The organism is Rickettsia endosymbiont of Urophora cardui, assembly GCF_964030725.1.
In the GTDB taxonomy this organism is placed as follows: Bacteria; Pseudomonadota; Alphaproteobacteria; order Rickettsiales; family Rickettsiaceae; genus Rickettsia.
In genome coordinates this window covers 332,919-359,042 of sequence record NZ_CAXIPY010000006.1, presented here as the reverse complement: position 1 = coordinate 359,042, position 26,124 = coordinate 332,919, and the positions used below count along the sequence as shown (strand labels likewise).

The window sequence follows — 26,124 nt, the reverse complement described above, 5'->3', positions numbered from 1 at the left end:
AGAAAGATATTACTGCGAGTCTTTTGCAATGATTGTGTAAATTTTTGTTGAGCCTATATTAGCAGTAATTAAAAATATAGGTAACAGAAATGCAAATAGAGAAGAATAAAAAAATAAATGAAGCAATAGATTTGCTGATAGGAAAGTTCTATAATTAATTAAGCCAGATATAATCAATTTTTAATCTCTCAGGGTTTAATTCCCCGAAGCTCTGCTTCGTGATATACTACTTGAATGGAAGAAAGCAGTTATATACATAAGAGTCATAATGTCACAGTACTAATATATCATTTAGTAACGCCGGCAAAGTATAGAAGAGTAATATTCAATCAAGAACTAGATGATTATTTGTGTAAAATTTGTGAGCACATAGAAGATCGTTATGAAATTAGATTTTTAGAAATAGGAGTAGATAAAGATCACGTACATTTTTTATTACAGTCAATACCAATGTATAGCCCAACAAAAATAACTCAAATCATAAAAAGTATTACTTCTAAGAAAATGTTTGAGAAATATCCAAATCTTAAAGAAAAATTATGGGGAAGTGAGTTTTGGAGTAAAGGATATTTTATGAGCACAGTAGGTAAACATGGTGATGAGCAGAAATTACGTAATTATGTACAGAATCAAGGTTCAGGCAAACCTTCTTATAAAGCATTTCAACAAAAACAGTTAAAGCTTTTTGGATAGATACCTCGTAGCTCTGCTGCGAGGAGCATCATTTAAGGAATTAACCAAGGGTATTTTAGAGCGAGCACTGCATGCTGAGATGTCAGAACATTTAGGTTATAGCAAGTATGATAGAGCTGAAACTGAGAATGCGAGGAATGGTAGTTTTAGTAAGAATCTGATTAGTGAGAATGGTACTATAGAGATAAATGTTCCAAGAGACAGACAAGGTAAATTTGAACCTATAATAGTCTCAAAGAAACAAACAAGAATAGATGGCTTAGACCAAAAGATAATATCCTTATATGCGAAGGGTATGAGTGTGTCTGATATTAAAACACAATTGCAAGAATTATATGGAGCTGAGATCAGTGAGAGCCTAATCAGCAGGATTACAGATGAAGTAATAGATGAGGTCAAGATTTGGCAGAGTAGACCTCTTGAATCAGTATACCCTATAGTATATTTTGACTGTTTAGTAGTGAAAGTGAGACAAGATAAACTTATTATTAATAAATCAGTATATGTAGCTTTAGGAATAGATTTATCTGGCAGAAAGGATATTTTAGGCTTATGGATAAGTGAGAATGAAGGAGCTAAATTTTGGCTTGGTAATTTTACTGAAATGAAGAATCGAGGAGTAAAAGATATCTTAATTGCTTGTAGTGATAATCTAACTGGTATGTCTGATGCTATTGCATCAGTATATCCGAAAACTGAACATCAAATTTGTATTGTCCACCAGATCAGGAATAGCCTCAAATATGTATCATATAAAGATAGAAAGCAATTAGCAGCGGATTTGAAACTAATCTATACTTCTGCTACTGAAAAAGAAGCAGAATTAGCTCTTGAGTCATTTGATCAAAAATGGAGTAAGCAATATCCGCATATAGCTAAATCTTGGTATAATAATTGGCTCTGTCTCATCAATTGTGTAAATTTCGTGAACCATTAAATTCTACCATCAAATTTGATCATAAAATGAGCCATAGCTTCATTCCAATTGGGGATAGGCATAGACCATTTTTTGGTAATATAATCAATTGTCAGATATAAAACCTTAAATACTGCGTCATCATTTGGAAAGATGCGTTTATTCTTAGTAACTTTTCTCAATTGGCTATTCAGCGATTCTATCGCATTTGTAGTGTAAATAATCTTACGAATCTCCTTTGGATATTGCAAGAAAATTATCAAATTATCCCAATTATTATACCAAGATTTAGCTATATGCGGATATTGCTTACTCCATTTTTGATCAAATGACTCAAGAGCTAATTCTGCTTCTTTTTCAGTAGCAGAAGTATAGATTAGTTTCAAATCCGCTGCTAATTGCTTTCTATCTTTATATGATACATATTTGAGGCTATTCCTGATCTGATGGACAATACAAATTTGATGTTCAGTTTTCGGATATACTGATGCAATAGCATCAGACATACCAGTTAGATTATCACTACAAGCAATTAAGATATCTTTTACTCCTCGATTCTTCATTTCAGTAAAATTACCGAGCCAAAATTTAGCTCCTTCATTCTCACTTATCCATAAGCCTAAAATATCCTTTCTGCCAGATAAATCTATTCCTAAAGCTACATATACTGATTTATTAATAATAAGTTTATCTTGTCTTACTTTCACTACTAAACAGTCAAAATATACTATAGGGTATACTGATTCAAGAGGTCTACTCTGCCAAATCTTGACCTCATCTATTACTTCATCTGTAATCCTGCTGATTAGGCTCTCACTGATCTCAGCTCCATATAATTCTTGCAATTGTGTTTTAATATCAGACACACTCATACCCTTCGCATATAAGGATATTATCTTTTGGTCTAAGCCATCTATTCTTGTTTGTTTCTTTGAGACTATTATAGGTTCAAATTTACCTTGTCTGTCTCTTGGAACATTTAGCTCTATAGTACCATTCTCACTAATCAGATTCTTACTAAAACTACCATTCCTCGCATTCTCAGTTTCAGCTCTATCATACTTGCTATAACCTAAATGTTCTGACATCTCAGCATGCAGTGCTCGCTCTAAAATACCCTTGGTTAATTCCTTAATTAATCCATTCTGACTTAGTACTGTTTTTAAATCTACTCCACCTTCTATCAGCAAATCTATTGCTTCATTTATTTTTTTATTCTTCTCTATTTGCATTTCTGTTACCTATATTTTTAATTACTTCTAATATAGGCTCAACAAAAATTTACACAATCATTGCACAAGACTCTACCAAAACCTCATTTAATACAAAGCTAGAATTACCAAATAATATTAGTAAGTATAAACCAGCAATATTAGACAAAATTGCTACAGTTTTTGACACATTCAGGAGTTTCGCACTTAGCAAAATTGTGTATTAGTTAGAAGCCATTTAATGTTGTTCTGAATTGATGTTTTTATAACTTCCCAAGTTTGTTGATATAAAGTAATGTTTTCATTTATCCTCCTTTTGTTCATATCAAGCCAGGCCAATACAGCAAGGCAAATATGATTTCTTTGAGCTCGACCCGTGCGTGCCTGACAGCATTCAATACCACAAGTTTGTTTCAATTCTCGATGATAAACTTCTATAGACCAACGCGCCTTAACAATTTTCTCTATTTGCTCACGTGTAGGATTCTCTAAATTAGTTGTTATGTAATCAATGCGACCATTTTTTGCCACAAACTTAAATACCGTAACCCAACCGTATCCACGTAGGTGAATTTTTAGCCCTTCATCGGGAATCTCTAAAGTTTCCAAGCTAACATTACGATTAACTTTTCTATTTTTTCTTAGGTTGGTAACCCATATCCAACCTAAATTACGTATATGTTTTAAATTATCCAAACCACTATACCAAGCATCCATAACTATAGCATCAGGCTTGATACCTCTTTCTTTAGCTAAAGTAAGCATATCACAAAAATGCTCGTTCTTTGTTTTACCATCAGTTTCTTTATCATATATTCTATAATCTACAGGAGTAGATTGATCAATTTGAGTATTGTAATGCAGTAAGTTTACCATTCCTATACCAGGTATAACATCATGTACAGCCCCAGAATATTGATAATTTACAAGCTCGATCCTCTTACTGTATTGCTTTGACAATAAGGTGTCATCTCCCACTAATAAACAAGGATCTTCCAGATCAATATATTTTGACACTTTGCTATAGATTTCGCTAGGGCGAAAATCCTTACTCTTTAACCATCGACTTGCACTATCGTGCGATAGATCTAATGGACTTACTTCAGATAATGCTTTGCTAGTATATCTTACACTACTTGCTTGTAAGAATGATTTATATAAATCTTTGCTACATTTTGATCTTGTCATTTTTATCTAAAACTATTTTTCTCTAGATTAGCATATTATTTGCTAAGTGCGAAACTCCTGACATTATGTACCCAAATAGAATAAATAAATTTTGTTATTACTAAAAAAGTATAAAAAAATTGGAATACATTTCTCCTTATGGAAAGGATTTTGTCAAAACTTCAGTAATCAGCAGGATTACAGATGAAGTAATAGATGAGGTCAAGATTTGGCAGAGTAGACCTCTTGAATCAGTATACCCTATAGTATATTTTGACTGTTTAGTCCGTCCGCCAAAACTCTACAAGCCTTATAGATAATATGGTTTTAAGACAAGAAGTAATACAACAATCCGTAAGAAAATGATAAAATATGGTCATAAACCTTATGGATTTCAGTCAATGCCAATAGACAACATTATCAAATCGCAAGAACAAGGGAAACTGTTTGGTTATAAATTAAAAGAAGAATTAAACCCAAATAATAAGCTATATAAATTAAGAGAATTAATAAATTGGTCTAGGCTCGAAGAGTGGTTATCAAAAAATGTTTGTATTAAGAAATTTGGTAGAAATAGAAAATGTCATAGAGTGATGCTTGGCATAACGATGCTACAAGCAATGTATAATTTTTCAGATTCATTATCAGAGGAAGAGCTAAAAGAGAATATGTATTGGCAGTATTTCTGCGGGTGGGAATATATAGAAAAAGACATAGCTATCTCGGAAACTAGTATACGACGGTTTCGTAGTGTATTAGGTGAAGCTGGATATAATGAGATATTATCGGAGTTGATCAGGGTTGGGATAAAAACTAACACAATTAAAAAAAAAGATTTGGAATTAATCATCGCTGATACGACTGTACAAATTAAGAATATCAAACACCCACACGATGTTTATTTAATGGATAAAGCTAGGCTTAGCATAGTAAAGCTTTGCAACAGTTTGGGTATACATTTGAATGAAACATACGCTAGAACCTATAAACGCGATATAGTAAAGCTATGGAAATATAAAGAACATAGTAAAGCCAAGAAGCGTTGGAAAATAATGAAGCATTTAAAAATATTACTGGGTCGTTTGATTAGAGTATGTGAGCGTGAGATCAAAAATAAGCAATTAAACTTGTCTCTCAAAAATCAAGAAGTATTGCAAAAAATAAAACAAATACATAACCAATCTGTTTTAAAAAGAGAAGCTAAAAAGCAATATAAAGAAGATAACAAAGTATTATATAGTTTTCATGCCCCTGAAGTAGAGTGTATAGGAAAGGGAAAACGCAACAAGCCATATGAGTTTGGCAATAAAGTAGCGGTAGTAGTAAGTGGTCGTAGAAATTTTGTTTTATCCGCAAAATCGTTTCATAATAATCCTTATGATGGTCATACATTGCATCAGAGCTTTGAAGCAGTAGAGAGTGTCACTGGAATCAAGATAAAGAAATCATTTGTTGATCTTGGGTATAGTGGTAGCAATGTAAAGGAGAAGAGTAAGGTATATACCCCAAAAACGCGGAAGAAGTTGTTACAAGAGGACAAGTCTATGATCAAGAGACGCAGTGCCATAGAACCAATAATAGGTCACTTAAAGCAATATGGTCGGATGGGTAGAAACTTCTTGAAAGGTATGATAGGAGATATTATCAATCCAATAATCTCTGCTATTGGTTTGAATTTACGATGCATTGCAAATCATTTACAAATCGTGTCTAACTCCACATAAATCAAAAATATCATCATGCAAAAACTAGATGAACGATAAAAAATCGTTAACAATAGCTCCATATCAAAATTAGACCAACACAGAAATGTATCAGTAAAAATTAACATAACTTATTAATTTTTATTGAAAATCTTAGCAATTTGTTGTCAAAACTCTATCCCATTACAAATGATCAGGATTTGAAGTGTTTTTGGCGGATAGACTGTTTAGTAGTGAAAGTAAGACAAGATAAACTTATTAATGATGCTCCTCGCAGCAGAGCTACGAGGTATCTAAAAAAGTTTTAGTTGTTTCTTATGATATCACGAAGCAGAGCTTCGGGGAATTAAACCCTGAGAGATTAAAAAATTTGCATTGCAAGCTTGGCAGCGACTTACTCTCCCATGCCTTATGACACAGTACCATTAGTGCTATGAGGTTTCACGTTCGAGTTCGGGATGGGATCGTGTGTTTCACTCATGCTATAACCACCAAGCTAGCAATACAAACTTTTTAAATAGTAGATTTGTATTGGTTTGCTGTTAGTGTTGTTGCGTGACTTAAAGAAATTTTTATATCACAATTTATATCCGGAAATCCTACGGACAAACCACAGGACAACATTATATTTTACTAGATTCCTGCTTTCGCAGGAATGACATATAAATAAAGCCACGGGATGACAATCATGCAACAACACTTTATTAATTGATAAAGCTATTTTAACCTGATAACTTTGTGAGTTGATACTGACATATTATAGAATAAACACCATATACATGTGTAATCTCACAGCAAAGTAAATCAATCGAGCTATTAGTATCAGTTAGCTACACACATTACTGTGCTTCCACACCTGACCTATCAACGTGGTGGTCTTCCACGGCTCTAATGGGGAAGTCTAGTTTTGAGGTGGGTTTCCTTCTTAGATGCATTCAGCGGTTATCCCTTCCGTACTTAGCTATCCAGCTGTGCCGTTGGCACGACAACTGGTCCACCAGGGGTACGTCCACCTCGGTCCTCTCGTACTAAAGGCAGATCCTCTCAAACTTCCTACACCCACGGCAGATAGGGACCGAACTGTCTCACGACGTTCTAAACCCAGCTCACGTACCACTTTAATCGGCGAACAGCCGAACCCTTGGGACCTTCTCCAGCCCCAGGATGTGATGAGCCGACATCGAGGTGCCAAACGATTTCGTCGCTATGGACGCTTGGAAATCATCAGCCTGTTATCCCCGGAGTACCTTTTATTCGTTGAGCGATGGCCCTTCCACTCGGGACCACCGGATCACTATGACCGACTTTCGTCTCTGCTCGTCTTGTCAGACTCGCAGTCAGGCTAGCTTATGCCATTGCACTCTAAAAGTTGATTTCCGACCAACCTGAGCTAACCATCGTGCACCTCCGTTACTCTTTGGGAGGCGACCGCCCCAGTCAAACTACCCACCATGCATTGTCTCGGATCCTGATTCAAGGATCTCGGTTAGATGCCAAGAACCACAAGGGTGGTATCTCAAGGGTGACTCCACAAAGGCTGACGCCTCTGCTTCATAGTCTCCCACCTATCCTGCACATTTGATTCCTAACACCAGTGCAAAGCTATAGTAAAGGTTCACGGGGTCTTTCCGTCTGACCGCGGGAACTCCGCATCTTCACGGAGAATTCAATTTCGCTGAGTCGATACTGGAGACAGCGGGGAAATCGTTACGCCATTCGTGCGGGTCGGAACTTACCCGACAAGGAATTTCGCTACCTTAGGACCGTCATAGTTACGGCCGCCGTTCACTGGGACTTCAATTCAGAGCTTGCACCCCTCCTCTTAATCTTCCAGCACTGGGCAGGCGTCAGACCCTATACTTCGTCTATTGACTTTGCAGAGCCCTGTGTTTTTAATAAACAGTCGCTACCCCCTAGCTTGTGCCACCCACAAATGGTTGCCCATATGTGGGTCATCTTTCTTCCGAAGTTACAGATGCAATTTGCCTAGTTCCTTCAGCATCGTTCTCTCAAGCGCCTTGGTATACTCTACCTGTCCACCTGTGTCGGTTTCGGGTACGGTCTATAATGAAGGTGTTATTTCCTGGAAAATATTCGCTGCACAATCAATCCAATAAGACTGTACAACTTACTACTTTCGTCACATCCTTCAGGTTCAGGAATATTAACCTGATTCCCATCGATTACGCCTTTCAGCCTCACCTTAGGGGCCGACTAACCTTGCGCAGATTAACTTTACACAAGAACCCTTGGACTTTTGGCGAGAATGTTTCTCGCATTCTTTATCGCTACTTATGTCAGCATTCTCACTTCCGATACCTCCAGCAAACCTTACGGTTCACCTTCACAGGCTTACGGAACGCTCCGCTACCACTCACACCAAATGTGTGAATCCGCATCTTCGGTACATGACTTGAGCCCCGTTACATTGTTGGCGCAAGAAAACTTATTTAGACTAGTGAGCTATTACGCTTTCTTTAAATGATGGCTGCTTCTAAGCCAACATCCTAGTTGTTTTGGTCTTCTCACATCCTTTAACACTTAGTCATGATTTAGGGACCTTAGATGGCGGTCTGGGCTTTTTCCCTCTCGACTATGGACCTTAGCACCCATAGTCTGTCTGCTATGCTATACTCATCGGCATTCGGAGTTTGATTGAGTTTGGTAAGTCTGTGGGACCCCCTAGCTCATTCAGTGCTCTACCTCCGATGGTAACCGCTATAACGCTCTACCTAAATAGATTTCGCGGAGAACCAGCTATATCCGAGTTTGATTGGCCTTTCACCCCTAACCACAGCTCATCCCCTACTTTTTCAACAGTAGTGGGTTCGGTCCTTCAGCGGATTTTACTCCGCTTTCAACCTGGCCATGGCTAGATCACTCGGTTTCGGGTCTAATTCATCTAACTACAGTCGCCCTATTCAGACTCGCTTTCGCTACGCCTACACCTAACGGCTTAAGCTTGCTAGATAAACTAAGTCGCTGACCCATTATACAAAAGGTACGCCGTCACAAGACATAAATGCTTGCTCCGACTGCTTGTAAGCATTTGGTTTCAGATACTATTTCACTCCCCTTGTCGGGGTACTTTTCACCTTTCCCTCACGGTACTTGTTCACTATCGGTCACTAGAGAGTACTTAGGCTTAGAGGGTGGTCCCCCTATGTTCAGACAGGATTTCACGTGTCCCGCCTTACTCAAGGACTTCAAACTTTTTACCTATACGGGACTATCACCCTCTACGGTCAACCTTTCCATGTTGTTTTAGTTATTTTTTTGAAGCCACTGGCCTGGTCCGCGTTCGCTCGTCACTACTAACGAAGTCTCGGTTGATGTCCTTTCCTCCAGCTACTTAGATATTTCAGTTCGCTGGGTTTGCCTCATATAGCTATGTATTCACTATACAATACCTAATAAATTAGGTGGGTTTCCCCATTCGGAAATCTTCGGATCAAAGCTTATTCGCAGCTCCCCGAAGCTTATCGCAGCGTATTACGTCCTTCATCGCCTTCTAATGCCAAGGCATCCACCAAATGCTCTTATTATATTTACTTACGCTTTATTACTTGAGATTACACGATGCATACAGAATTAATTTTACAATTTCTTCAGTATCTAACTCACGATATAAATTTTTATTATCGCGGTGTATTTAGTTTTTAGCTTTATCAACTTTTTAAACAGCTACAAAGTTTTTTGTTTCAAACCTTGTGTGATTGATTTTATATCCATAATTTCGAATGTTGTCAAACACTATTTTAAATAATTTTTAAATTTCTTTTTTACGATAAGAATAAAATATTATTTTAACTTCTTTTAAGAATCGACTTTTTTGGCTTTCCATTAGGACTTATTGCACTTTTTGGAACTTTTACATCTCTACCTGAATCTTCAAAAAAGAATCCATCTTGTTGTAAAATTTTATTCACTTTCTTCAATTCTCCTTGCCTATTTACTAACTGAAGTTTTGACAAAAAATTTTTAATGATGCTCCTCGCAGCAGAGCTACGAGGTATCTAAAAAAGTTTTAGTTGTTTCTTATGATATCACGAAGCAGAGCTTCGGGGAATTAAACCCTGAGAGATTAAATGTAAGATCAAATGTCAACTAATACATATTATACAGATATATTCGGCGATAATACCAAGATATTTTTTTTCATGTATACTCGTTTATTTTGAAAAATTGGCTTCGTTACTTCTCGCTTTTGGTCCTCACGTAGACTAAACTACGCTGCGGTCAAAAGCTCCGAGATGCCTTGCTCTTTTCCAAACTAAACTTCGTCTACTTTTTTTATTCTTTAGGCAATAATACTTGCACAAACTCAGTTTTAGATAGATCGGCAGCGATGTTAACTATAACATCATTTTCTGTAACTTTAGAGACATAACCAACTAAGATACCCGCTGGGTAAGTACTGCCATGACCAGAAGTTATTATCTCTTCATCTTTCTGCACTAAATGATTATTTGGTAGATATAAAATTTTACTATTGTTATTGTTACCGGCTAAAATGCCTTGTTCTCTTGAGGAGCTTGTTTTAATGGGTATTCTAGAGTTAACATCACTAATTAGCATCACTTTAGCATAATTATTACTTACTTCTATTACTTTGCCGACTAATCCTTGTGAATTGGTCGTAACAATTTGATCAGGTTCAACTCCGTGTTTTCTACCAGCAGAAATTAATGCCGTTTTAGAAAAAGGACTAAAAGACACGCTTAATAACTTAGCGGTAACATATTTAAATTCTTCTTCTTCAGTAACTGTTAAGAGATCTTTTAGAGCAATATTTTCAGCCCTCACTGATTCTACTTCACTCTGAAGATGCTTGAGCCTTGCTACTTCAAGCTCAAGTTCTATATTTCGTTTTTCTAGATCTTGAAAGTAAACGAATGTTTGTTTTATAGAATTTACACTTTCAAATATATTTTCATACAATACTAATCCAGCTGATAATACGCTGCCTGTTATTTCAATAGATATATTGGATATTTTTTTAGGTGAAACAAGAAATAAATATAAAGATAATCCAAGAAAAAATATGAAAAAAAAGCGTTTAAGAGTAACTAGTATAGTTCTTACTAGCTCCAAGGAACTTGAAGAATTTTTTACTCTATTCGCAAGTATCGCCATCTTTAATCCTGTTTAAATAGTACATGTTTTAGCTTTGTAAAATCTTCAAGTGCTTTTCCTGTGCCGAGTGCTACACATGATAGTGCATCATCTGCAATTATCACAGGTAATTTTGTTGCCTCACTAAGAACAAAATCAAGATTTCGAAGTAATGAACCACCACCTGTTAGCACTATTCCTTTATCAACTATATCAGAAGATAATTCGGGAGGCGTCGCCTCTAATGCTACTTTTACTGCCTCAACGATTTGACTTACCGGTTCTATTAGACTATCAGCAATTTGCCTTTCATTCAATACCATTTCTTTTGGAATACCATAAATTAAATCACGACCTTTTATTTCCATAACCCTTGGTTCTGCATTTTGATCTACATAAGCAGTACCTATTTCTTGCTTTATCTTTTCGGCTGTAGCCTCACCAATTAGCAGGTTATAATGCCTTCTTATATATGAAATAATCGCTTCATCCATCTTGTCACCACCGACTCTTACGGACCTTGCATATACTATGCCACCTAGTGACAAAACTGCAACTTCTGTAGTACCGCCGCCGATATCAACAATCATTGAACCCGTTGCTTCTGTTACAGGAAGCCCCGCACCAATTGCTGCCGCCATAGGCTCTTCAATTAAATATACATCCTTACCACCTGCACTTTCTGCTGCTTCTTGAATAGCACGGCGTTCAACAGGGGTAGAGCCTGACGGTACACAAACAACAATCGTTGGACCAAAAAAAGAACGACGATTATGTACCATTTTAATAAAGTACTTAATCATTTCTTCTGCACCTTTGAAATCAGCAATTACGCCGTCTTTTAAAGGTCTCTTAGCTTCAATATCAGTTGGTGTACGACCAAGCATCATTTTTGCTTCATGACCAAAAGCGTAAGGCACAAAAGAGCCATCTTTTTTTATTAATGCAACTACTGAAGGTTCACGAAGAACAATACCGCGTCCTTTTTGATATACGATAGTATTTGCCGTACCAAGATCAATAGCCATACCGGAAGAAAACCCTTCCAAAAATTTCATTATCATTTTTCTTTTTCTCTCTAAATGCTAAAAATTCTTCTATGCTAAGTTAATTATAGACAAAGTTTTACTTGAAAAAGGCAAGGCGTCTTAAAGCTTAAACCTTTGTGTATACTTATGTAGTAGCAGATTATCAGCAAAAAACAATTTTCAGCGTATTTTAGAAAGTTCGAGACAAGATGAATTTCAAGGTGAGCCTGCGGAGCGCACAATAGTACGTGAGCACAGGCGAATCCTGCAAAATTTGCTTGTATATAGCTTTCTAAAATAGCTGAAGCCAATTTTTCAAATAAAACGAGTATAATTTAAATTTCTTTATAATGTAAAATAATAAAGTTACTAATAAAAAATATTAACATACTTGGTAACAAAATAGCAGCAATTAAAGATAGATTATTATAGGTCAGTACTTTAAGCAATATTTCTGATAATGAATATACTATAAAACCTGAAAATAATCCCAATATTAATATTTTTTCTTGCGAGTTATCACGTTGTTTTAGGCTAATAAAACAGCTTGCTAAAATTATAGTTGCTATCATCATTGCAGGTTTAAATAGTTGCTTATAATAATAAACTTGGTAATTAGTAATAGGTAGACCTGAATTTAATAATTCATCGATTAATTTAGGTAGCTTCCAAATGGAAACCATTTCAGGATGAGTGAACTTATTTACCAAGCTATTAACAGATAAATTAGTTGGTATAGTTAAGTTGTTATGTGCTTCGGTACTATCTTTTGTAAAAACTTTGACCCTGTTTAAATGTAGTGATTTATTTTCAATGATGCCATATAATGCATCAATTCTTTTTAGAAAATTATTGTTATTATCAATAAATAAAACAGTAATATTGTTTAATTTTTTTTCAGAAATATTAATAAATTGTGTTTGAATTATTTGATTTTTCCCATTTAAAGCTTCAAAAAATAGTAAACCTGATTTAGATATTACTGCTTCATTATGTATTTTTTTAGTAAGTTTTGCTTCCAGTAAATCATATTTTTGTAAGCCTAAAGCCCCGATAGGATTTAATATAGTCGTAAAGGCTATACCTAAAATGAAAGTCACGATACACGGAATTATCAATACCTGCCAAATATGAATACCACTAGATAATATAGCAGTCAATTCATTATCTTTTGTTAAGTTTCTAAGGAAAAAAAGCATAGAAGTAAAGGTGATTAAAGCAGAAACTTGATTCAAAAGATACGGAACTTTATATAATATAAATCGCCAAAAAAAATCAAAAGGCACATACATGTTTTTGAATTTTTGTAAGAGATCAAAGAGATTGGATATGATTAATAATCCAATTAAAATAGATAATATAATACAAAAACACTTGAAATATAATTTAGCAAGATACCAAGAAAGTGTTTTTAAATTAATCATTTAAATTCAATTTAATAATGATTTTTTATATAACTCGTCATTGCGAGCGAATGAAATGAGCGTGGCAATCCAGAAAATGCTATAAGTTAGCATTTTTTATATTTCCTTGCTTCGTCAATTACTTCGTAATTTCCTTGCAATGACAAGAAAATTGACATACGCAACAAAGCCGTTCTGCGATTAAGCCACTATGATGACACATATAAATTTGTGTGGTGGGGCTGGTAGGACTTGAACCTACGACCACACCGTTATGAGCGGCGTGCTCTAACCAACTGAGCTACAGCCCCATGTTCATCTGAATTTTATATAATTATTATGGCTATAAGTCCAGCAAAATTTTTATATTTTTTTAATATATACTTTAAATTTAGCTATTTTTTGCTACGAGTAAAACTAGCCTTCATTTATCTATAGATCTGAAGTTTTGACAAAAATTCTAATTTTTCTGACTAAAGTAAAAATTTATATTTAAAGTTAAATATTTAGTGCTTTTATCAGCTTAAAAGCGATATTTATACAATTTAAAGTAAATTATTTGATATATAATACAAATTATAGATTGATACACTCGCCACTTTTTTTAATAAAAATTTTTTGTCAAAACTTCAGTATAGATATATACTCGTTTTATTTGAAAAATTGGCTACGTCGTCCTATAAACCTGAATTCTGGATTAGCTAATTTTGAGGTATAGCAGGTTTGTTACTGAAGTTTTGACAAAATCCTTTCCATAAGGAGAAATGTATTCCAATTTTTTTATACTTTTTTAGTAATAACGCTAATTTAGGATAAGGGATGGCTTTGTTGCATAAATAAGATTTGTAGAGAAAGAGCGGTGATAATCTGGTAAGATGTCCTGATTAATGATCGTTTACGTAACATAGCTTTATCTTCTAATTCTAGTAAATAATTCTTCATATCCTTGCGAATATTAGTTATCATTCTTAAATTTCTAGAATAGAGTTTAAACCATAACTCTTTACAAATATATGCTTTATCACCAAATACCTTACCTGTTATCTTCTGAGTTATAGATTCAAGAACAGATAAATCAGCTCTATTTGCTTTTGTTATTTTAACAGCTATAATCTCTGGCTTTGTTGCATAAATAAGATTTGTAGAGCAAGAGTGGTGATAATCTGGTAAGATGTCCTGAATTAAAAATAATCCAGATTATATGAGATCTCGGAAGAAAGCCCCTTTTAGTAAATCACGCAAGTATTCTAAATATAAAATAACGAATTGGTCAGAATATAATAATTTTTTACGCAATAGGGGTCGCATAGATTTTATGATTGCCAGTGATTTGGCGATTGGCTGGTATGCTGATTACAGAGAGGAAATGAAACGAGGAAGACCTAGACGCTATAGTGATCACGCTATATTACAGTGTTTGAAGATCAGATGCTTATTCGGTCTTAAGTTACGCCAAACCCAAGGCTTTATAAACTGGCTCTTTGAAATATCGGGTTTATCTATTAGATGTCCAGACTATACAACATTAAGTAAGCGTATGAAGTCATTAGATCTTAGGTATTTACATGGAAATCAAGATAAAGAATTTAGTTGTATTTCAATGGATAGTACAGGGATACAAGCCTACACAGGGAACGAATGGCTAGAAAATAAGCATGGTAAGCAATATAAGCGTCGCATATGGAAAAAGCTACATATCGTTATAGAAGATCAAGGTATGATACTTGCCGATAGTACCACAGAGCATACTATAGATGATAGATCACAGATTGGACTACTAATAGCTAATGTCAGAGCCAAGGATTTTCTGGGAGATCGAGGGTATGACGGTGAATCTACATATCAATTGTTGAGAAAGAAGAAGATAAAACCAGTTATTAGACCCCCAAACTCTTCAGTAAAAGTTCAATCGCTTAGGGATAAAACTGAGAGAGATGCAGCTGTTATATATCAACAAAACAAAGGATACCAAGCATGGAGGGTAAAGAATAATTATGGTAGAAGGGAGCGTGTAGAGAACACGTTCTTTCGATTTAAAACTTCTTTTGGTAGTAAGTTTCTATCAAGACATGATCAAAATATGACAAAAGAAATGTCTATTAAATGCCACTTATTAAACAAAATGTTTGAAATTGGTAAACCTATCTCTGTGCCTGTTGGCTAGGCTAGCATTGCGGGGTTAGGGGCAGTATATTCAAAAGCTTATTTATGCAACAAAGCCATGAGGTATGGGAAGAAAATATAAATCTGGCTTAATTAATACTGGAATTTACCATCTACTTCTCGAAACGATAGTGAGCATAAGATCTATAGCTACTTACTTGATCAATATTGGACTAAATCTGGCTCAACAAAGCAAGTGTATGTGCCTAATGTGAATGAGGTTTGGAGTGGTGACATTACTTACATTAGAACTAATGGTGGCTTTATGTATATGGCAGCTATTATAGATTGGCATAGCAAGGCCATATTGAGCTATAAACTGTCAAATTCTATGGATGCATCTCTTGTAACTGATGTCTTGAAACAAGCTCTCAGTAAGTATAACGCTCCACAGATATTTAATAGTGATCAAGGTAGCCAATATACCAGTTATGACCACATAAATATTCTCAAGGAGCATGATATCCAAATTTCAATGAATGGCAAAGGTAGAAGTATTGATAATATAGTAATAGAAAGGTTTTTTAGAACTTTAAAATATAATTGTATCTTTATTAATGATTTTAACAATGTTAAAGAGTTAAAAGAGGGGATTGATCATTATCTGAATAAATATAATTATCACAGATTTCATTCAAGTATTGGTTATAAAAAGCCTATGAATGTATATCTGAATTATATGCAAAATTATCAGCAAATTGCTGCCTGATAATCGAAAAATTAGGAAAACATACTACTCATTTTTTTGTCTTGATTTTTCATGTATGGACCTCCTGTAGAATGCAAGAAAAAAATAACATCAATAATAAAAACAAACAAATGCAGTCATGTATCCGGCTTATAGCTGATAAATCAACCTAATTTATTCTACAGCCCTGATGGAATTCGCTGGCTTACAAACTATATACTTATCAGTCCATCGGCTTCTAAAAGAGCCACTGAAAAACGCAGTTTTTTTGTAAGCTAAGGTTTGTCTTATTTACCATCAATATTAATTATCTCAAGCATATTTCGGGTTGGAATCTCTTACATATTGTTTTGCTTTTACCTATTCATTATATAAATCACCATTTATTTTACTTATAAGTGCTATGCTACACACTCTTTAGCTACAAACTTTACTCTCTACATAATCATCTCCTGATCTTAGTACAGCAAACACCACTCTTGCCAACTTATTAGCTATGGCAACTGTCGTTTTATTATGGCTACTTCGCTCAGATAAATTAAACATCCATTTCGTAAATTGGCTAAAATCTTTTTTAGATTTCTGTTCTTCCGATGTAAATCTTATCTTGGCATTTAGTACAGCTCTAGCCCCTTGAATTAATAAAGTGCGTAAGTATACATCACCTCGCTTGCTAATTCCCAGCAGCTTATCCTTCCCACCACTTGAATGTTGTCTTGGCACTAATCCTAGCCATGCCGATAATTGCCTGCCATTCTCAAAACTTGTAGCATTACCTATTGATGCTATTAAAGCAGTAGCAGTAATTAAACCAAGACCAGGTATAGCTCTTAATCGTTGATATTGAGTTAGGTTACTTGCTATCATTGTTAATCGTTTTTCTATCTCTTTTATTTTTCTGTTATTATCTAAGAATTCTTCTTTTAGTTCACTAAATGTTTGATAACTTAACTGGCTTAATTTCCCTGCATCTAAAATCTCAATTAATTTTGTGATAACCTTATTAATGCCTTGAGGAACAATAAAACCAAACTCATGTAGTAGCCCCCTAATTTCATTAGCAAGTGCTGTACGATTTTTTACCAATCTCTCTCTTACCCTATGTATTGATAAAATTTCTTGTTGCTCTATAGTTTTAATTGCAACAAATCTCATATTAGGTCTTGTCACGGCTTCACATATCGCTTCAGCATCTGCTTGATCATTTTTATTAGTTTTAACATATGGTTTGACAAATTGCGGTGCCATTAGTTTTACTTCATGCCCTAATTTAGTTATTTCTCTTGCCCAATAACTAGAACCACCACAAGCTTCCATCCCTACTAAACATTGTGGTAAATTAGCCATAAATGTCAAAACCTGATCTCTCATCAATTTTTTCTTTAATACTGTCTGGCTTTGTTGCATAAATAAGATTTGTAGAGCAAGAGTGGTGATAATCTGGTAAGATGTCCTGAATTAAAAATAATCCAGATTATATGAGATCTCGGAAGAAAGCCCCTTTTAGTAAATCACGCAAGTATTCTAAATATAAAATAACGAATTGGTCAGAATATAATAATTTTTTACGCAATAGGGGTCGCATAGATTTTATGATTGCCAGTGATTTGGCGATTGGCTGGTATGCTGATTACAGAGAGGAAATGAAACGAGGAAGACCTAGACGCTATAGTGATCACGCTATATTACAGTGTTTGAAGATCAGATGCTTATTCGGTCTTAAGTTACGCCAAACCCAAGGCTTTATAAACTGGCTCTTTGAAATATCGGGTTTATCTATTAGATGTCCAGACTATACAACATTAAGTAAGCGTATGAAGTCATTAGATCTTAGGTATTTACATGGAAATCAAGATAAAGAATTTAGTTGTATTTCAATGGATAGTACAGGGATACAAGCCTACACAGGGAACGAATGGCTAGAAAATAAGCATGGTAAGCAATATAAGCGTCGCATATGGAAAAAGCTACATATCGTTATAGAAGATCAAGGTATGATACTTGCCGATAGTACCACAGAGCATACTATAGATGATAGATCACAGATTGGACTACTAATAGCTAATGTCAGAGCCAAGGATTTTCTGGGAGATCGAGGGTATGACGGTGAATCTACATATCAATTGTTGAGAAAGAAGAAGATAAAACCAGTTATTAGACCCCCAAACTCTTCAGTAAAAGTTCAATCGCTTAGGGATAAAACTGAGAGAGATGCAGCTGTTATATATCAACAAAACAAAGGATACCAAGCATGGAGGGTAAAGAATAATTATGGTAGAAGGGAGCGTGTAGAGAACACGTTCTTTCGATTTAAAACTTCTTTTGGTAGTAAGTTTCTATCAAGACATGATCAAAATATGACAAAAGAAATGTCTATTAAATGCCACTTATTAAACAAAATGTTTGAAATTGGTAAACCTATCTCTGTGCCTGTTGGCTAGGCTAGCATTGCGGGGTTAGGGGCAGTATATTCAAAAGCTTATTTATGCAACAAAGCCGCTCAGAATAGCTTATTTCAGGCTTTCTTGTAGGGTTTTTATTAATTAATGGTAGAAATGATTTATTAATCCACTGCTCGCTAATTTTACAAAAATCATCGACAAAACAAAATAATGCAGTAATATCTTTCTTCATGGGGATACTCTTGTTTTTTTGCTAAAAATTATATAGAGTATCTTCTATCCCTTGTAAATACTTACTTCCAAACCTAGATTAATCCAGAATTCAGGTTTGCAGCAGAAATTATCTGATTATATTTTTTGATCTTTTGCATTAAAATACCTACTTGGTTATTTGTACATGTCATCAGTAATTCTCGAATAATATTTAAATATTTAAAAATAAATTTTTATTCGATTTTACTGTCCATAGTTACTTCTTTTTTATAGGTAATTTTAATGTTCGTTGAGGGTAATTCTAATATTCGTTAGTCAGATTTTGTCAAAACTTCAGTTAATCCCTGTTGGGTTCAATTCCCCGTGGCTTGCCACGATTATTTACCTGGACATATTCCTTTAGCATCAAATCCATTTTCTGAATTAGAACAATTAGAGCAAGTATTAAAAAACCTTAGGGGAAGTAGAAAGCAACACAGGCGTCAATAATCTAGAATAATTATTTAGTCTTTTGTAATATACTGAAGTTTTGACAAAAAATTTTTATTAAAAAAAGTGGCGAGTGTATCAATCTATAATTTGTATTATATATCCAATAATTTACTTTAAATTGTAGAAATATCGCTTTTAAGCTGATAAAAGCACTAAATATTTAACTTTCAATATAAATTTTTACTTTAGTCAGAAAAATTAGAATTTTTGTCAAAACTTCAGAATATAACTTTTCTTGCTTAATTAGAAAAGTTATGTTACGTTAACTTATCCAAAAATAATAAACTGAAGTTTTGACAAAAAATTTTTAATGATGCTCCTCGCAGCAGAGCTACGAGGTATCTAAAAAAGTTTTAGTTGTTTCTTATGATATCACGAAGCAGAGCTTCGGGGAATTAAACCCTGAGAGATTAAAAAAAGTGGCGAGTGTATCAATCTATAATTTGTATTATATATCCAATAATTTACTTTAAATTGTAGAAATATCGCTTTTAAGCTGATAAAAGCACTAAATATTTAACTTTCAATATAAATTTTTACTTTAGTCAGAAAAATTAGAATTTTTGTCAAAACTTCAGAATAAAATAATTTAGGGTAAATGTTTGTTAAGCTATTGATCTTCACAATTCCTTATATCTTCTTTTCATCCATAGCTATTGCTGATCCTGAAATAGCTGAGTCTTTAAAATGTTCCAAACTGTTCCCTTATTTTGAAAAAAAATTTAATATCCCGTCTAACACGCTTCATTCAATTGCTTTAAAAGAGTCAGGTAAAAAACATAAAACTCGTAACCTTAGAGTAGTATGGCCTTGGACTGTTAATGTTGAGGGTAAAGGTTATTACTTTAATACTAAAAGAGAAGCAGTAAATTTTGTAAGAAAAGAAATTATAAGAGGACGTGAAAGTATTGATGTTGGATGTATGCAGATTAACTTAAGGCATCATTTAGGGGCTTTTAACTCTCTTGACCAAGCGTTTGAGCCAAATAATAATATTCGTTATGGTGCAGAATTTCTACGTTCAAAGTATGATCAGCTTAAGAACTGGCATAAAGCTATAGCCCATTACCATTCAGCTACTCATTCTTTGGGTTTTAAATATAAACAGGATGTAGTAAAAATAGCCAGTAATATGGCACTTTATAAAGCATCATTGCATGGTTACTTAAATAATAGTGAGGACGTTTTAGTAAATAAGGATGTAGTCAGTAATAATAAAGTTCAGAAAAAGCCATTTTTTACTAGTAATAAAAGATATAAAAGTAGTATTATGGTCCCGATCCCAGTTAAAATTAACTAAATTTATGAATATTAAATCAATAATATATTTTGTAATATTAGTAAGTGCAGTAAAAATTAATGCCGATTTTAACGATATTCAAGTTACAGAAACTACTCAAGATATAGTAATAGAGCAAGAAACTATAAAATTGCCCTGGAGTGATTGCACCGAAATACATAAATTATTTGAAAGAAAATTTTCTTTTTCAGAAAAACAGGTTAAAAAAGAAAATAAAATTTATGAAGAATATAGAAAATTTTATTTAGATCATAATAACCCTAGCAATTTTTCTATGCAATTTAGTGAAAGAAAAACCGACGCTCATAGAGTAGAAACATTAATATCAGGTTTTTTAAAATTTTGTGAAGACAATTTTCAAACTAGTAATATTAAGCCTAATTCCTTAAGCTATCAAATTAAAAAACAACAAGAAGAATTGTTTAATAATATAAGAAGTGAAAATTATAAAATATATTATAAACAAAGATATTATAATAATGTTGTGTTACCCTCACATAATAAATAATTAATTACTCATTAATACTTCTGAAGTTTTGACAAAAAGATAGCCAAACTTATAAGTTATGATATCAATACGCTCAAATACAAAAGGGGTTTTAGTGTGTATGATTATACAACTGAAGTTTTGACAAAAAATTTTTATTAAACAAAGTGGCGAGTGTATCAATCTATAATTTGTATTATATATCAAATAATTTACTTTAAATTGTAGAAATATCGCTTTTAAGCTGATAAAAGCACTAAATATTTAACTTTAAATATAAATTTTTACTTTAGTCAGAAAAATTAGAATTTTTGTCAAAACTTCAGTTAATAAGTAAACTGAATGATGCTCCTCGCAGCAGAGCTACGAGGTATCTAAAAAAGTTTTAGTGGTTTCTTATGATATCACGAAGCAGAGCTTCGGGGAATTAAACCCTGAGAGATTAATGAGAGTAAAAACTGACTACAAATAGATACTACAGTGAGTAGCAAGAAAGATTCCAAGACAGCAATTGATCGTACATATATTAGACAGAATACTAATAACCGACCAGTTGCGGGTTATGAATATAGTGTAGTTTGCATCGGTGCTCAGCCTAAATGGGCTGTACCAATATCTATAAATAGAGTAAAATCAGATGAGAATAAGTATAGCAAAGGTAGCAAACAAATAATAAAAATTGTTAAGCAAATACCACAAAAGGCTCTCAATATAACAGTAGGTGATGCAGGTTATAGCGCTCTATCTTTCATTCACCCGCTGCACAATGAAGCAAATACGGTGACAATAACCCGCCAAAGAATTAATCGCAGTATTGACAAAATATATACAGAGGAGCAAAAAACAAGAGGGCGTAAAAGATTTTATGGAGCTAAGATTTCTTGTAGTAGTTCTGATAATTTACTGATTCCAGATACAGAAGAAACTGTAGTAAAAGCTACAAAAAATGGTAACATATCAATTAGTATTTCACTATTTAAGAATTATCTAATCAAGGGTAAGAAACAGCATATCATGTCTGATAAACCGCTAAATTTTATTCAGGTTAAGGTGTTAGATGCATCAGGAAATAGGACATATAACAGAGATTTATGGTTATGTGTTTCTGGTCAACAAAAAGATACAATGAGTGGTAAAGAAGTATATGAATACTATACAGGAGTTTCGCACTTAGCAAAGAATATGCTAATCTAGAGAAAAATAGTTTTAGATAAAAATGACAAGATCAAAATGTAGTAAAGATTTATATAAATCATTTTTACAAGCAAGTAGTGTAAGATATACTGGCAAAGCATTATCTGAAGTAAGCCCAGTAGATCTATCGCACGATAGTGCAAGTCGATGGTTAAAGAGTAAGGATTTTCGCCCTAGCGAAATCTATAGCAAAGTGTCAAAATATCTTGATCTAGAGGCCCCTTGTTTATTAGTAGGAGATGACACCTTATTGTCAAAGCAATACAGTAAGAGGATCGAGATTGTAAATTATCAATATTCTGGGGCTGTACATGATGTTATACCTGGTATAGGAATGGTAAACTTACTGCATTACAATACTCAAATTGATCAATCTACTCCTGTAGATTATAGAATATATGATAAAGAAACTGATGGCAAAACAAAGAACGAGCATTTTTGTGATATGCTTACTTTAGCTAAAGAAAGAGGTATCAATCCTGATGCCATAGTCATGGATGCTAGGTATAGTGGTTTGGATAATTTAAAACATATACGTAATTTAGGTTGGATATGGGTTACTAACCTAAGAAAAAATAGAAAAGTTAATCGTAATGTTAGCTTGGACACTTTGGAGATTCCCGATGAAGGGCTAAAAATTCACCTACGTGGATACGGTTGGGTTACGGTATTTAAGTTTGTGGCAAAAAATGGTCGCATTGATTACATAACAACTAATTTAGAGAATCCTACACGTGAGCAAATAGAGAAAATTGTTAAGGCACGTTGGTCTATAGAAGTTTATCATCGAGAATTAAAACAAACTTGTGGTATTGAATGCTGTCAGGCACGCACGGGTCGAGCTCAAAGAAATCATATTTGCCTTGCTGTATTGGCATGGCTTGATATGAACAAAAGGAGGATAAATGAAAAAATTACTTTATATCAACAAACTTGGGAAGTTATAAAAACATCAATTCAGAACAACATTAAATGGCTTCTAACTAATACACAATTTTGCTAAGTGCGAAACTCCTGCTATAGACAAAGGTTTGATATTGAGCATTTTTTTTAAATTTGGTAAGTCAAAATTATTGATGGATAAATTTCAAACAAATGATCCAAATAAAGATGAGGATTATATGTTATTCGTAATGCTAGCGTACAACATATTGTATCATGCACAATCTTCAGTTAAGGCAAGGAAAGTAAGGGCATGGGATAAAAAAATCAATAGCAATATGTCGTCTCCAAGTGAAGTTTATAGATCTATGCCACAAATTTCCCTTGAAGAAATATTAGAAAAGTCTATATCCAGAGGGATACCAGATCATCGAAATATTAGAAATAATCATTAGGTCAAACCATTTGCACCAGTAATACGCAAAAGTAATAAACATGGTAAGTTGGAAATTACAATAAAATCAAGTTTTGATGGAAGTAATCAAATTACCAAAACCTCATTTAATAAAAAGCTAGAATTATCCAATAATATTAGTGAGTATAAACCAGCAATATTAGACAAAATTGCTAAAGTTTTTGATACATTATGTACCCAAATAGAATAAATAAATTTTGTTATTACTAAAAAAGTATAAAAAAATTGGAATACATTTCTCCTTATGGAAAGGATTTTGTCAAAACTTCAGATACTTGCATTTTGTACTTATTAATCTCTCAGGGTTTAATTCCCCGAAGCTCTGCTTCGTGATATCATAAGAAACAACTAAAACTTTTTTAGATACCTCGTAGCTCTGCTGCGAGGAGCATCATTAAGTATCCAGGCGAATTACGCACAATACGTAAATATAGGACACGTAAGGATCCATTTGTGAAGCACTGGGATGAAATAGAATCAATGCTAGAATCAGCACCGGAGTTGCAAGCAACTACCATATTAGCATATTTGACAGAAAAGTATCATGGGAATTATAATGGGAAGCAATTACGCTGTTTGCAGAAAAGGTTGAAACAATTGAGAGCTGCACATGGTAAGGATAAGACAGTAATCTTTTTACAAAATATTCTTCCTGGCAAACAGAGTCAGTCTGATTGGACCAATATGAATCAATTGGGTATTTGTATTGGTGGGCAACCATATCCTCACTTACTATTTCATTTTATGTTGCCTTATTCATGTTGGGAAACTTTTAGCATATGCCATAGTGAAAGTTTTGATACATTAGCATCAGGGTTTGAAAAAGCTGTATGGGAGTTAGGTGGAGTTTTACCAGAGCATCGTACAGATAATTTAAGTGCAGCTACCAAGCAATGTGGTAATAGTAGACAATTTACAGAAAGATGGCAAGAATTGCTTGGTTATTACAATGTTGCACCATCGCGAAATAATCCAGGCGTCAGTCATGAAAATGGTTCTGTTGCAAAAAGTCATGATACATTTAAGCAAGCAGTGAATCAACATCTGCTATTACGTGGATCACGTCATTTTGTTGATTTAAAAGCTTATGAATTATTCCTTACACAAATTAAAGAAAAGCGAAATAGCTGTAGAAAAGAAAAATTAGCTGAAGAATTAGTTCATTTAAAAGAGTTACCAATCAGGAAATGGAATGCACCTACAATATTATCAGTACGTGTTAATCCAAGCAGTACAGTTAGTATTTTATCTGTAGCTTATTCTGTGCCTAGTCGCTTAATAGGTTATACTTTAAAAGCTTATATTTATTCTGAAGAAATAGAGCTTTACTATGGTAACAAATGTTTACAAAAAATGTCTAGAATCAGCAATGGCTATGTTATTGATTATAGACAGGAGTTTCGCACTTAGCAAATAATATGCTAATCTAGAGAAAAATAGTTTTAGATAAAAATGACAAGATCAAAATGTAGCAAAGATTTATATAAATCATTCTTACAAGCAAGTAGTGTAAGATATACTAGCAAAGCATTATCTGAAGTAAGTCCATTAGATCTATCGCACGATAGTGCAAGTCGATGGTTAAAGAGTAAGGATTTTCGCCCTAGCGAAATCTATAGCAAAGTGTCAAAATATATTGATCTGGAAGATCCTTGTTTATTAGTGGGAGATGACACCTTATTGTCAAAGCAATACAGTAAGAGGATCGAGCTTGTAAATTATCAATATTCTGGGGCTGTACATGATGTTATACCTGGTATAGGAATGGTAAACTTACTGCATTACAATACTCAAATTGATCAATCTACTCCTGTAGATTATAGAATATATGATAAAGAAACTGATGGTAAAACAAAGAACGAGCATTTTTGTGATATGCTTACTTTAGCTAAAGAAAGAGGTATCAAGCCTGATGCTATAGTTATGGATGCTTGGTATAGTGGTTTGGATAATTTAAAACATATACGTAATTTAGGTTGGATATGGGTTACCAACCTAAGAAAAAATAGAAAAGTTAATCGTAATGTTAGCTTGGAAACTTTAGAGATTCCCGATGAAGGGCTAAAAATTCACCTACGTGGATACGGTTGGGTTACGGTATTTAAGTTTGTGGCAAAAAATGGTCGCATTGATTACATAACAACTAATTTAGAGAATCCTACACGTGAGCAAATAGAGAAAATTGTTAAGGCGCGTTGGTCTATAGAAGTTTATCATCGAGAATTGAAACAAACTTGTGGTATTGAATGCTGTCAGGCACGCACGGGTCGAGCTCAAAGAAATCATATTTGCCTTGCTGTATTGGCCTGGCTTGATATGAACAAAAGGAGGATAAATGAAAACATTACTTTATATCAACAAACTTGGGAAGTTATAAAAACATCAATTCAGAACAACATTAAATGGCTTCTAACTAATACACAATTTTGCTAAGTGCGAAACTCCTGATAGACATATTATTGATAGTTTAGTACGTAAACCTGGAGCATTTGTTCAATATCAATATTATGAAGCTTTATTCCCACGTGCTATATTTCGTCAGGTATATGACCAGCTTATCTCTATATATCCATATAAAGGGCATAAAATATA

Annotated in this window: 20 protein-coding genes, 1 tRNA gene, 2 rRNA genes and 5 pseudogenes; 15 read left to right on the top strand and 13 right to left on the bottom strand. The window is 33.9% G+C overall.

The features are described 5' to 3' along the window. Nucleotides 1-234: 234 nt before the first annotated feature. Nucleotides 235-693 (top strand): IS200/IS605 family transposase, encoded by a 459-nt coding sequence (gene tnpA, locus AAHI98_RS09625; protein WP_342224823.1) that lies wholly within the window; start codon nucleotides 235-237, stop codon nucleotides 691-693. Nucleotides 694-727: 34 nt separating this feature from the next. Then, nucleotides 728-1,630 (top strand): annotated as a pseudogene (locus AAHI98_RS09620) (IS256 family transposase); the annotation flags it as partial. On the opposite strand, the gene AAHI98_RS09615 reads toward AAHI98_RS09620, so the two are convergent. The 3 genes from AAHI98_RS09615 to AAHI98_RS09605 are packed head-to-tail and all read right to left on the bottom strand — an operon-like array spanning nucleotide 1,627 to nucleotide 4,008. Then, nucleotides 1,627-2,841, bottom strand: a complete 1,215-nt coding sequence (locus tag AAHI98_RS09615; RefSeq protein WP_342224662.1) for an IS256 family transposase — start codon at nucleotides 2,839-2,841, stop codon at nucleotides 1,627-1,629. The pseudogene AAHI98_RS09620 and the gene AAHI98_RS09615 overlap by 4 nt on opposite strands. Before the next feature lie 49 nt (nucleotides 2,842-2,890). Then, nucleotides 2,891-3,034, bottom strand: coding sequence for a hypothetical protein (locus AAHI98_RS09610; RefSeq protein WP_342225744.1), 144 nt, complete (start codon nucleotides 3,032-3,034; stop codon nucleotides 2,891-2,893). Further along, nucleotides 3,028-4,008: an IS701 family transposase gene (locus tag AAHI98_RS09605; RefSeq protein WP_342224656.1), complete on the bottom strand. Its 981-nt coding sequence runs from the start codon at nucleotides 4,006-4,008 to the stop codon at nucleotides 3,028-3,030. Before AAHI98_RS09605 ends, AAHI98_RS09610 begins: the two co-directional genes overlap by 7 nt. Before the next feature lie 137 nt (nucleotides 4,009-4,145). Here AAHI98_RS09605 and AAHI98_RS09600 point away from each other — a divergent pair. Both AAHI98_RS09600 and AAHI98_RS09595 read left to right on the top strand, forming a co-directional pair. Continuing rightward, a pseudogene (locus tag AAHI98_RS09600) lies at nucleotides 4,146-4,271 on the top strand (transposase); the annotation flags it as partial. A gap of 78 nt (nucleotides 4,272-4,349) precedes the next feature. Next, nucleotides 4,350-5,711 (top strand): IS5 family transposase, encoded by a 1,362-nt coding sequence (locus AAHI98_RS09595; RefSeq protein WP_342224717.1) that lies wholly within the window; start codon nucleotides 4,350-4,352, stop codon nucleotides 5,709-5,711. A 360-nt stretch (nucleotides 5,712-6,071) separates the two neighbouring features. Here the strand turns inward: AAHI98_RS09595 and rrf are convergent. From rrf to AAHI98_RS18170, 8 genes are all read right to left on the bottom strand, one after another. Further along, nucleotides 6,072-6,186: ribosomal RNA gene (gene rrf / locus AAHI98_RS09590) — 5S ribosomal RNA — on the bottom strand. A 299-nt stretch (nucleotides 6,187-6,485) separates the two neighbouring features. Further along, a 23S ribosomal RNA gene (locus AAHI98_RS09585) occupies nucleotides 6,486-9,244 on the bottom strand. A gap of 252 nt (nucleotides 9,245-9,496) precedes the next feature. Then, complete coding sequence (locus AAHI98_RS09580) at nucleotides 9,497-9,664, bottom strand: hypothetical protein (protein WP_342225743.1); 168 nt, start codon at nucleotides 9,662-9,664, stop codon at nucleotides 9,497-9,499. A gap of 319 nt (nucleotides 9,665-9,983) precedes the next feature. Beyond that, nucleotides 9,984-10,826 carry a rod shape-determining protein MreC gene (mreC, locus tag AAHI98_RS09575; protein WP_342225742.1) on the bottom strand — a complete coding sequence of 281 codons (843 nt, stop codon included), beginning with the start codon at nucleotides 10,824-10,826 and terminating at the stop codon, nucleotides 9,984-9,986. Nucleotides 10,827-10,828: 2 nt separating this feature from the next. After that, entirely contained in the window at nucleotides 10,829-11,869 is a 1,041-nt protein-coding gene (locus tag AAHI98_RS09570; protein ID WP_341788708.1) for a rod shape-determining protein, read from the bottom strand. Nucleotides 11,870-12,168: 299 nt separating this feature from the next. Next, nucleotides 12,169-13,257, bottom strand: a complete 1,089-nt coding sequence (locus tag AAHI98_RS09560; RefSeq protein WP_342225741.1) for an LptF/LptG family permease — start codon at nucleotides 13,255-13,257, stop codon at nucleotides 12,169-12,171. A 213-nt stretch (nucleotides 13,258-13,470) separates the two neighbouring features. Beyond that, nucleotides 13,471-13,547, bottom strand: a tRNA-Ile gene (locus AAHI98_RS09555). 496 nt (nucleotides 13,548-14,043) lie between these two features. Beyond that, nucleotides 14,044-14,370 (bottom strand): transposase, encoded by a 327-nt coding sequence (locus AAHI98_RS18170; protein WP_410526245.1) that lies wholly within the window; start codon nucleotides 14,368-14,370, stop codon nucleotides 14,044-14,046. Between the two features lie 67 nt (nucleotides 14,371-14,437). Here AAHI98_RS18170 and AAHI98_RS09550 point away from each other — a divergent pair, with 67 nt between their 5' ends. Both AAHI98_RS09550 and AAHI98_RS09545 read left to right on the top strand, forming a co-directional pair. Further along, on the top strand, nucleotides 14,438-15,400 hold the full coding sequence (locus tag AAHI98_RS09550; RefSeq protein WP_342224734.1) for an IS5 family transposase: 963 nt from the start codon (nucleotides 14,438-14,440) through the stop codon (nucleotides 15,398-15,400). A gap of 114 nt (nucleotides 15,401-15,514) precedes the next feature. Next, a pseudogene (locus AAHI98_RS09545) lies at nucleotides 15,515-16,108 on the top strand (IS3 family transposase); the annotation flags it as partial. A gap of 396 nt (nucleotides 16,109-16,504) precedes the next feature. Here the strand turns inward: AAHI98_RS09545 and AAHI98_RS09540 are convergent. Then, nucleotides 16,505-17,476, bottom strand: a pseudogene (locus tag AAHI98_RS09540) (IS110 family RNA-guided transposase); the annotation flags it as partial. An 89-nt stretch (nucleotides 17,477-17,565) separates the two neighbouring features. On the opposite strand from AAHI98_RS09540, the gene AAHI98_RS09535 reads away from it, so the two are divergent. Continuing rightward, the gene (locus AAHI98_RS09535) at nucleotides 17,566-18,528 is read left to right on the top strand and encodes an IS5 family transposase (RefSeq protein ID WP_342224734.1); all 963 of its coding nucleotides are present in this window, start codon (nucleotides 17,566-17,568) and stop codon (nucleotides 18,526-18,528) included. 43 nt (nucleotides 18,529-18,571) lie between these two features. On the opposite strand, the pseudogene AAHI98_RS09530 reads toward AAHI98_RS09535, so the two are convergent. Next, nucleotides 18,572-18,721 (bottom strand): annotated as a pseudogene (locus tag AAHI98_RS09530) (IS982 family transposase); the annotation flags it as partial. A gap of 1,071 nt (nucleotides 18,722-19,792) precedes the next feature. Between AAHI98_RS09530 and AAHI98_RS09525 the strand changes: the two are divergent. From AAHI98_RS09525 to AAHI98_RS09490, 8 genes are all read left to right on the top strand, one after another. After that, nucleotides 19,793-20,494, top strand: a complete 702-nt coding sequence (locus tag AAHI98_RS09525) for a lytic transglycosylase domain-containing protein (protein WP_342225739.1) — start codon at nucleotides 19,793-19,795, stop codon at nucleotides 20,492-20,494. A gap of 4 nt (nucleotides 20,495-20,498) precedes the next feature. Next, nucleotides 20,499-21,002, top strand: coding sequence for a DUF2532 domain-containing protein (locus tag AAHI98_RS09520; RefSeq protein ID WP_342225738.1), 504 nt, complete (start codon nucleotides 20,499-20,501; stop codon nucleotides 21,000-21,002). Nucleotides 21,003-21,461: 459 nt separating this feature from the next. After that, nucleotides 21,462-22,175, top strand: a complete 714-nt coding sequence (locus AAHI98_RS09515) for a hypothetical protein (RefSeq protein WP_342225737.1) — start codon at nucleotides 21,462-21,464, stop codon at nucleotides 22,173-22,175. A 22-nt stretch (nucleotides 22,176-22,197) separates the two neighbouring features. Beyond that, entirely contained in the window at nucleotides 22,198-23,178 is a 981-nt protein-coding gene (locus tag AAHI98_RS09510) for an IS701 family transposase (RefSeq protein WP_342225736.1), read from the top strand. A 73-nt stretch (nucleotides 23,179-23,251) separates the two neighbouring features. Continuing rightward, on the top strand, nucleotides 23,252-23,512 hold the full coding sequence (locus tag AAHI98_RS09505; protein WP_342225735.1) for a hypothetical protein: 261 nt from the start codon (nucleotides 23,252-23,254) through the stop codon (nucleotides 23,510-23,512). 48 nt (nucleotides 23,513-23,560) lie between these two features. Further along, nucleotides 23,561-23,722, top strand: a complete 162-nt coding sequence (locus AAHI98_RS09500) for a hypothetical protein (RefSeq protein ID WP_342225734.1) — start codon at nucleotides 23,561-23,563, stop codon at nucleotides 23,720-23,722. Between the two features lie 290 nt (nucleotides 23,723-24,012). Next, a complete protein-coding gene (locus tag AAHI98_RS09495) occupies nucleotides 24,013-24,942 on the top strand; it encodes a Mu transposase domain-containing protein (protein WP_342225733.1) in 930 nt (309 codons plus the stop codon). 42 nt (nucleotides 24,943-24,984) lie between these two features. Next, nucleotides 24,985-25,965, top strand: coding sequence for an IS701 family transposase (locus AAHI98_RS09490; protein ID WP_342224656.1), 981 nt, complete (start codon nucleotides 24,985-24,987; stop codon nucleotides 25,963-25,965). Nucleotides 25,966-26,124 lie beyond the last annotated feature (159 nt).

What these genes read in the sequence shown, in the direction of transcription:
- AAHI98_RS09595 (WP_342224717.1), top strand. Translation starts at nt 4,350, where the DNA reads ATGATAAAATATGGTCATAAACCTTATGGATTTCAGTCAATGCCAATA.
- AAHI98_RS09525 (WP_342225739.1), top strand. Translation starts at nt 19,793, where the DNA reads ATGTTTGTTAAGCTATTGATCTTCACAATTCCTTATATCTTCTTTTCA.
- AAHI98_RS09505 (WP_342225735.1), top strand. Translation starts at nt 23,252, where the DNA reads ATGGATAAATTTCAAACAAATGATCCAAATAAAGATGAGGATTATATG.
- AAHI98_RS09535 (WP_342224734.1), top strand. Translation starts at nt 17,566, where the DNA reads ATGAGATCTCGGAAGAAAGCCCCTTTTAGTAAATCACGCAAGTATTCT.
- AAHI98_RS09495 (WP_342225733.1), top strand. Translation starts at nt 24,013, where the DNA reads ATGCTAGAATCAGCACCGGAGTTGCAAGCAACTACCATATTAGCATAT.
- AAHI98_RS09615 (WP_342224662.1), bottom strand. Translation starts at nt 2,841, where the DNA reads ATGCAAATAGAGAAGAATAAAAAAATAAATGAAGCAATAGATTTGCTG.
- AAHI98_RS09570 (WP_341788708.1), bottom strand. Translation starts at nt 11,869, where the DNA reads ATGATAATGAAATTTTTGGAAGGGTTTTCTTCCGGTATGGCTATTGAT.
- AAHI98_RS09550 (WP_342224734.1), top strand. Translation starts at nt 14,438, where the DNA reads ATGAGATCTCGGAAGAAAGCCCCTTTTAGTAAATCACGCAAGTATTCT.
- AAHI98_RS09490 (WP_342224656.1), top strand. Translation starts at nt 24,985, where the DNA reads ATGACAAGATCAAAATGTAGCAAAGATTTATATAAATCATTCTTACAA.
- AAHI98_RS09605 (WP_342224656.1), bottom strand. Translation starts at nt 4,008, where the DNA reads ATGACAAGATCAAAATGTAGCAAAGATTTATATAAATCATTCTTACAA.
- tnpA (WP_342224823.1), top strand. Translation starts at nt 235, where the DNA reads ATGGAAGAAAGCAGTTATATACATAAGAGTCATAATGTCACAGTACTA.
- AAHI98_RS09510 (WP_342225736.1), top strand. Translation starts at nt 22,198, where the DNA reads ATGACAAGATCAAAATGTAGTAAAGATTTATATAAATCATTTTTACAA.
- AAHI98_RS09520 (WP_342225738.1), top strand. Translation starts at nt 20,499, where the DNA reads ATGAATATTAAATCAATAATATATTTTGTAATATTAGTAAGTGCAGTA.
- AAHI98_RS09560 (WP_342225741.1), bottom strand. Translation starts at nt 13,257, where the DNA reads ATGATTAATTTAAAAACACTTTCTTGGTATCTTGCTAAATTATATTTC.
- mreC (WP_342225742.1), bottom strand. Translation starts at nt 10,826, where the DNA reads ATGGCGATACTTGCGAATAGAGTAAAAAATTCTTCAAGTTCCTTGGAG.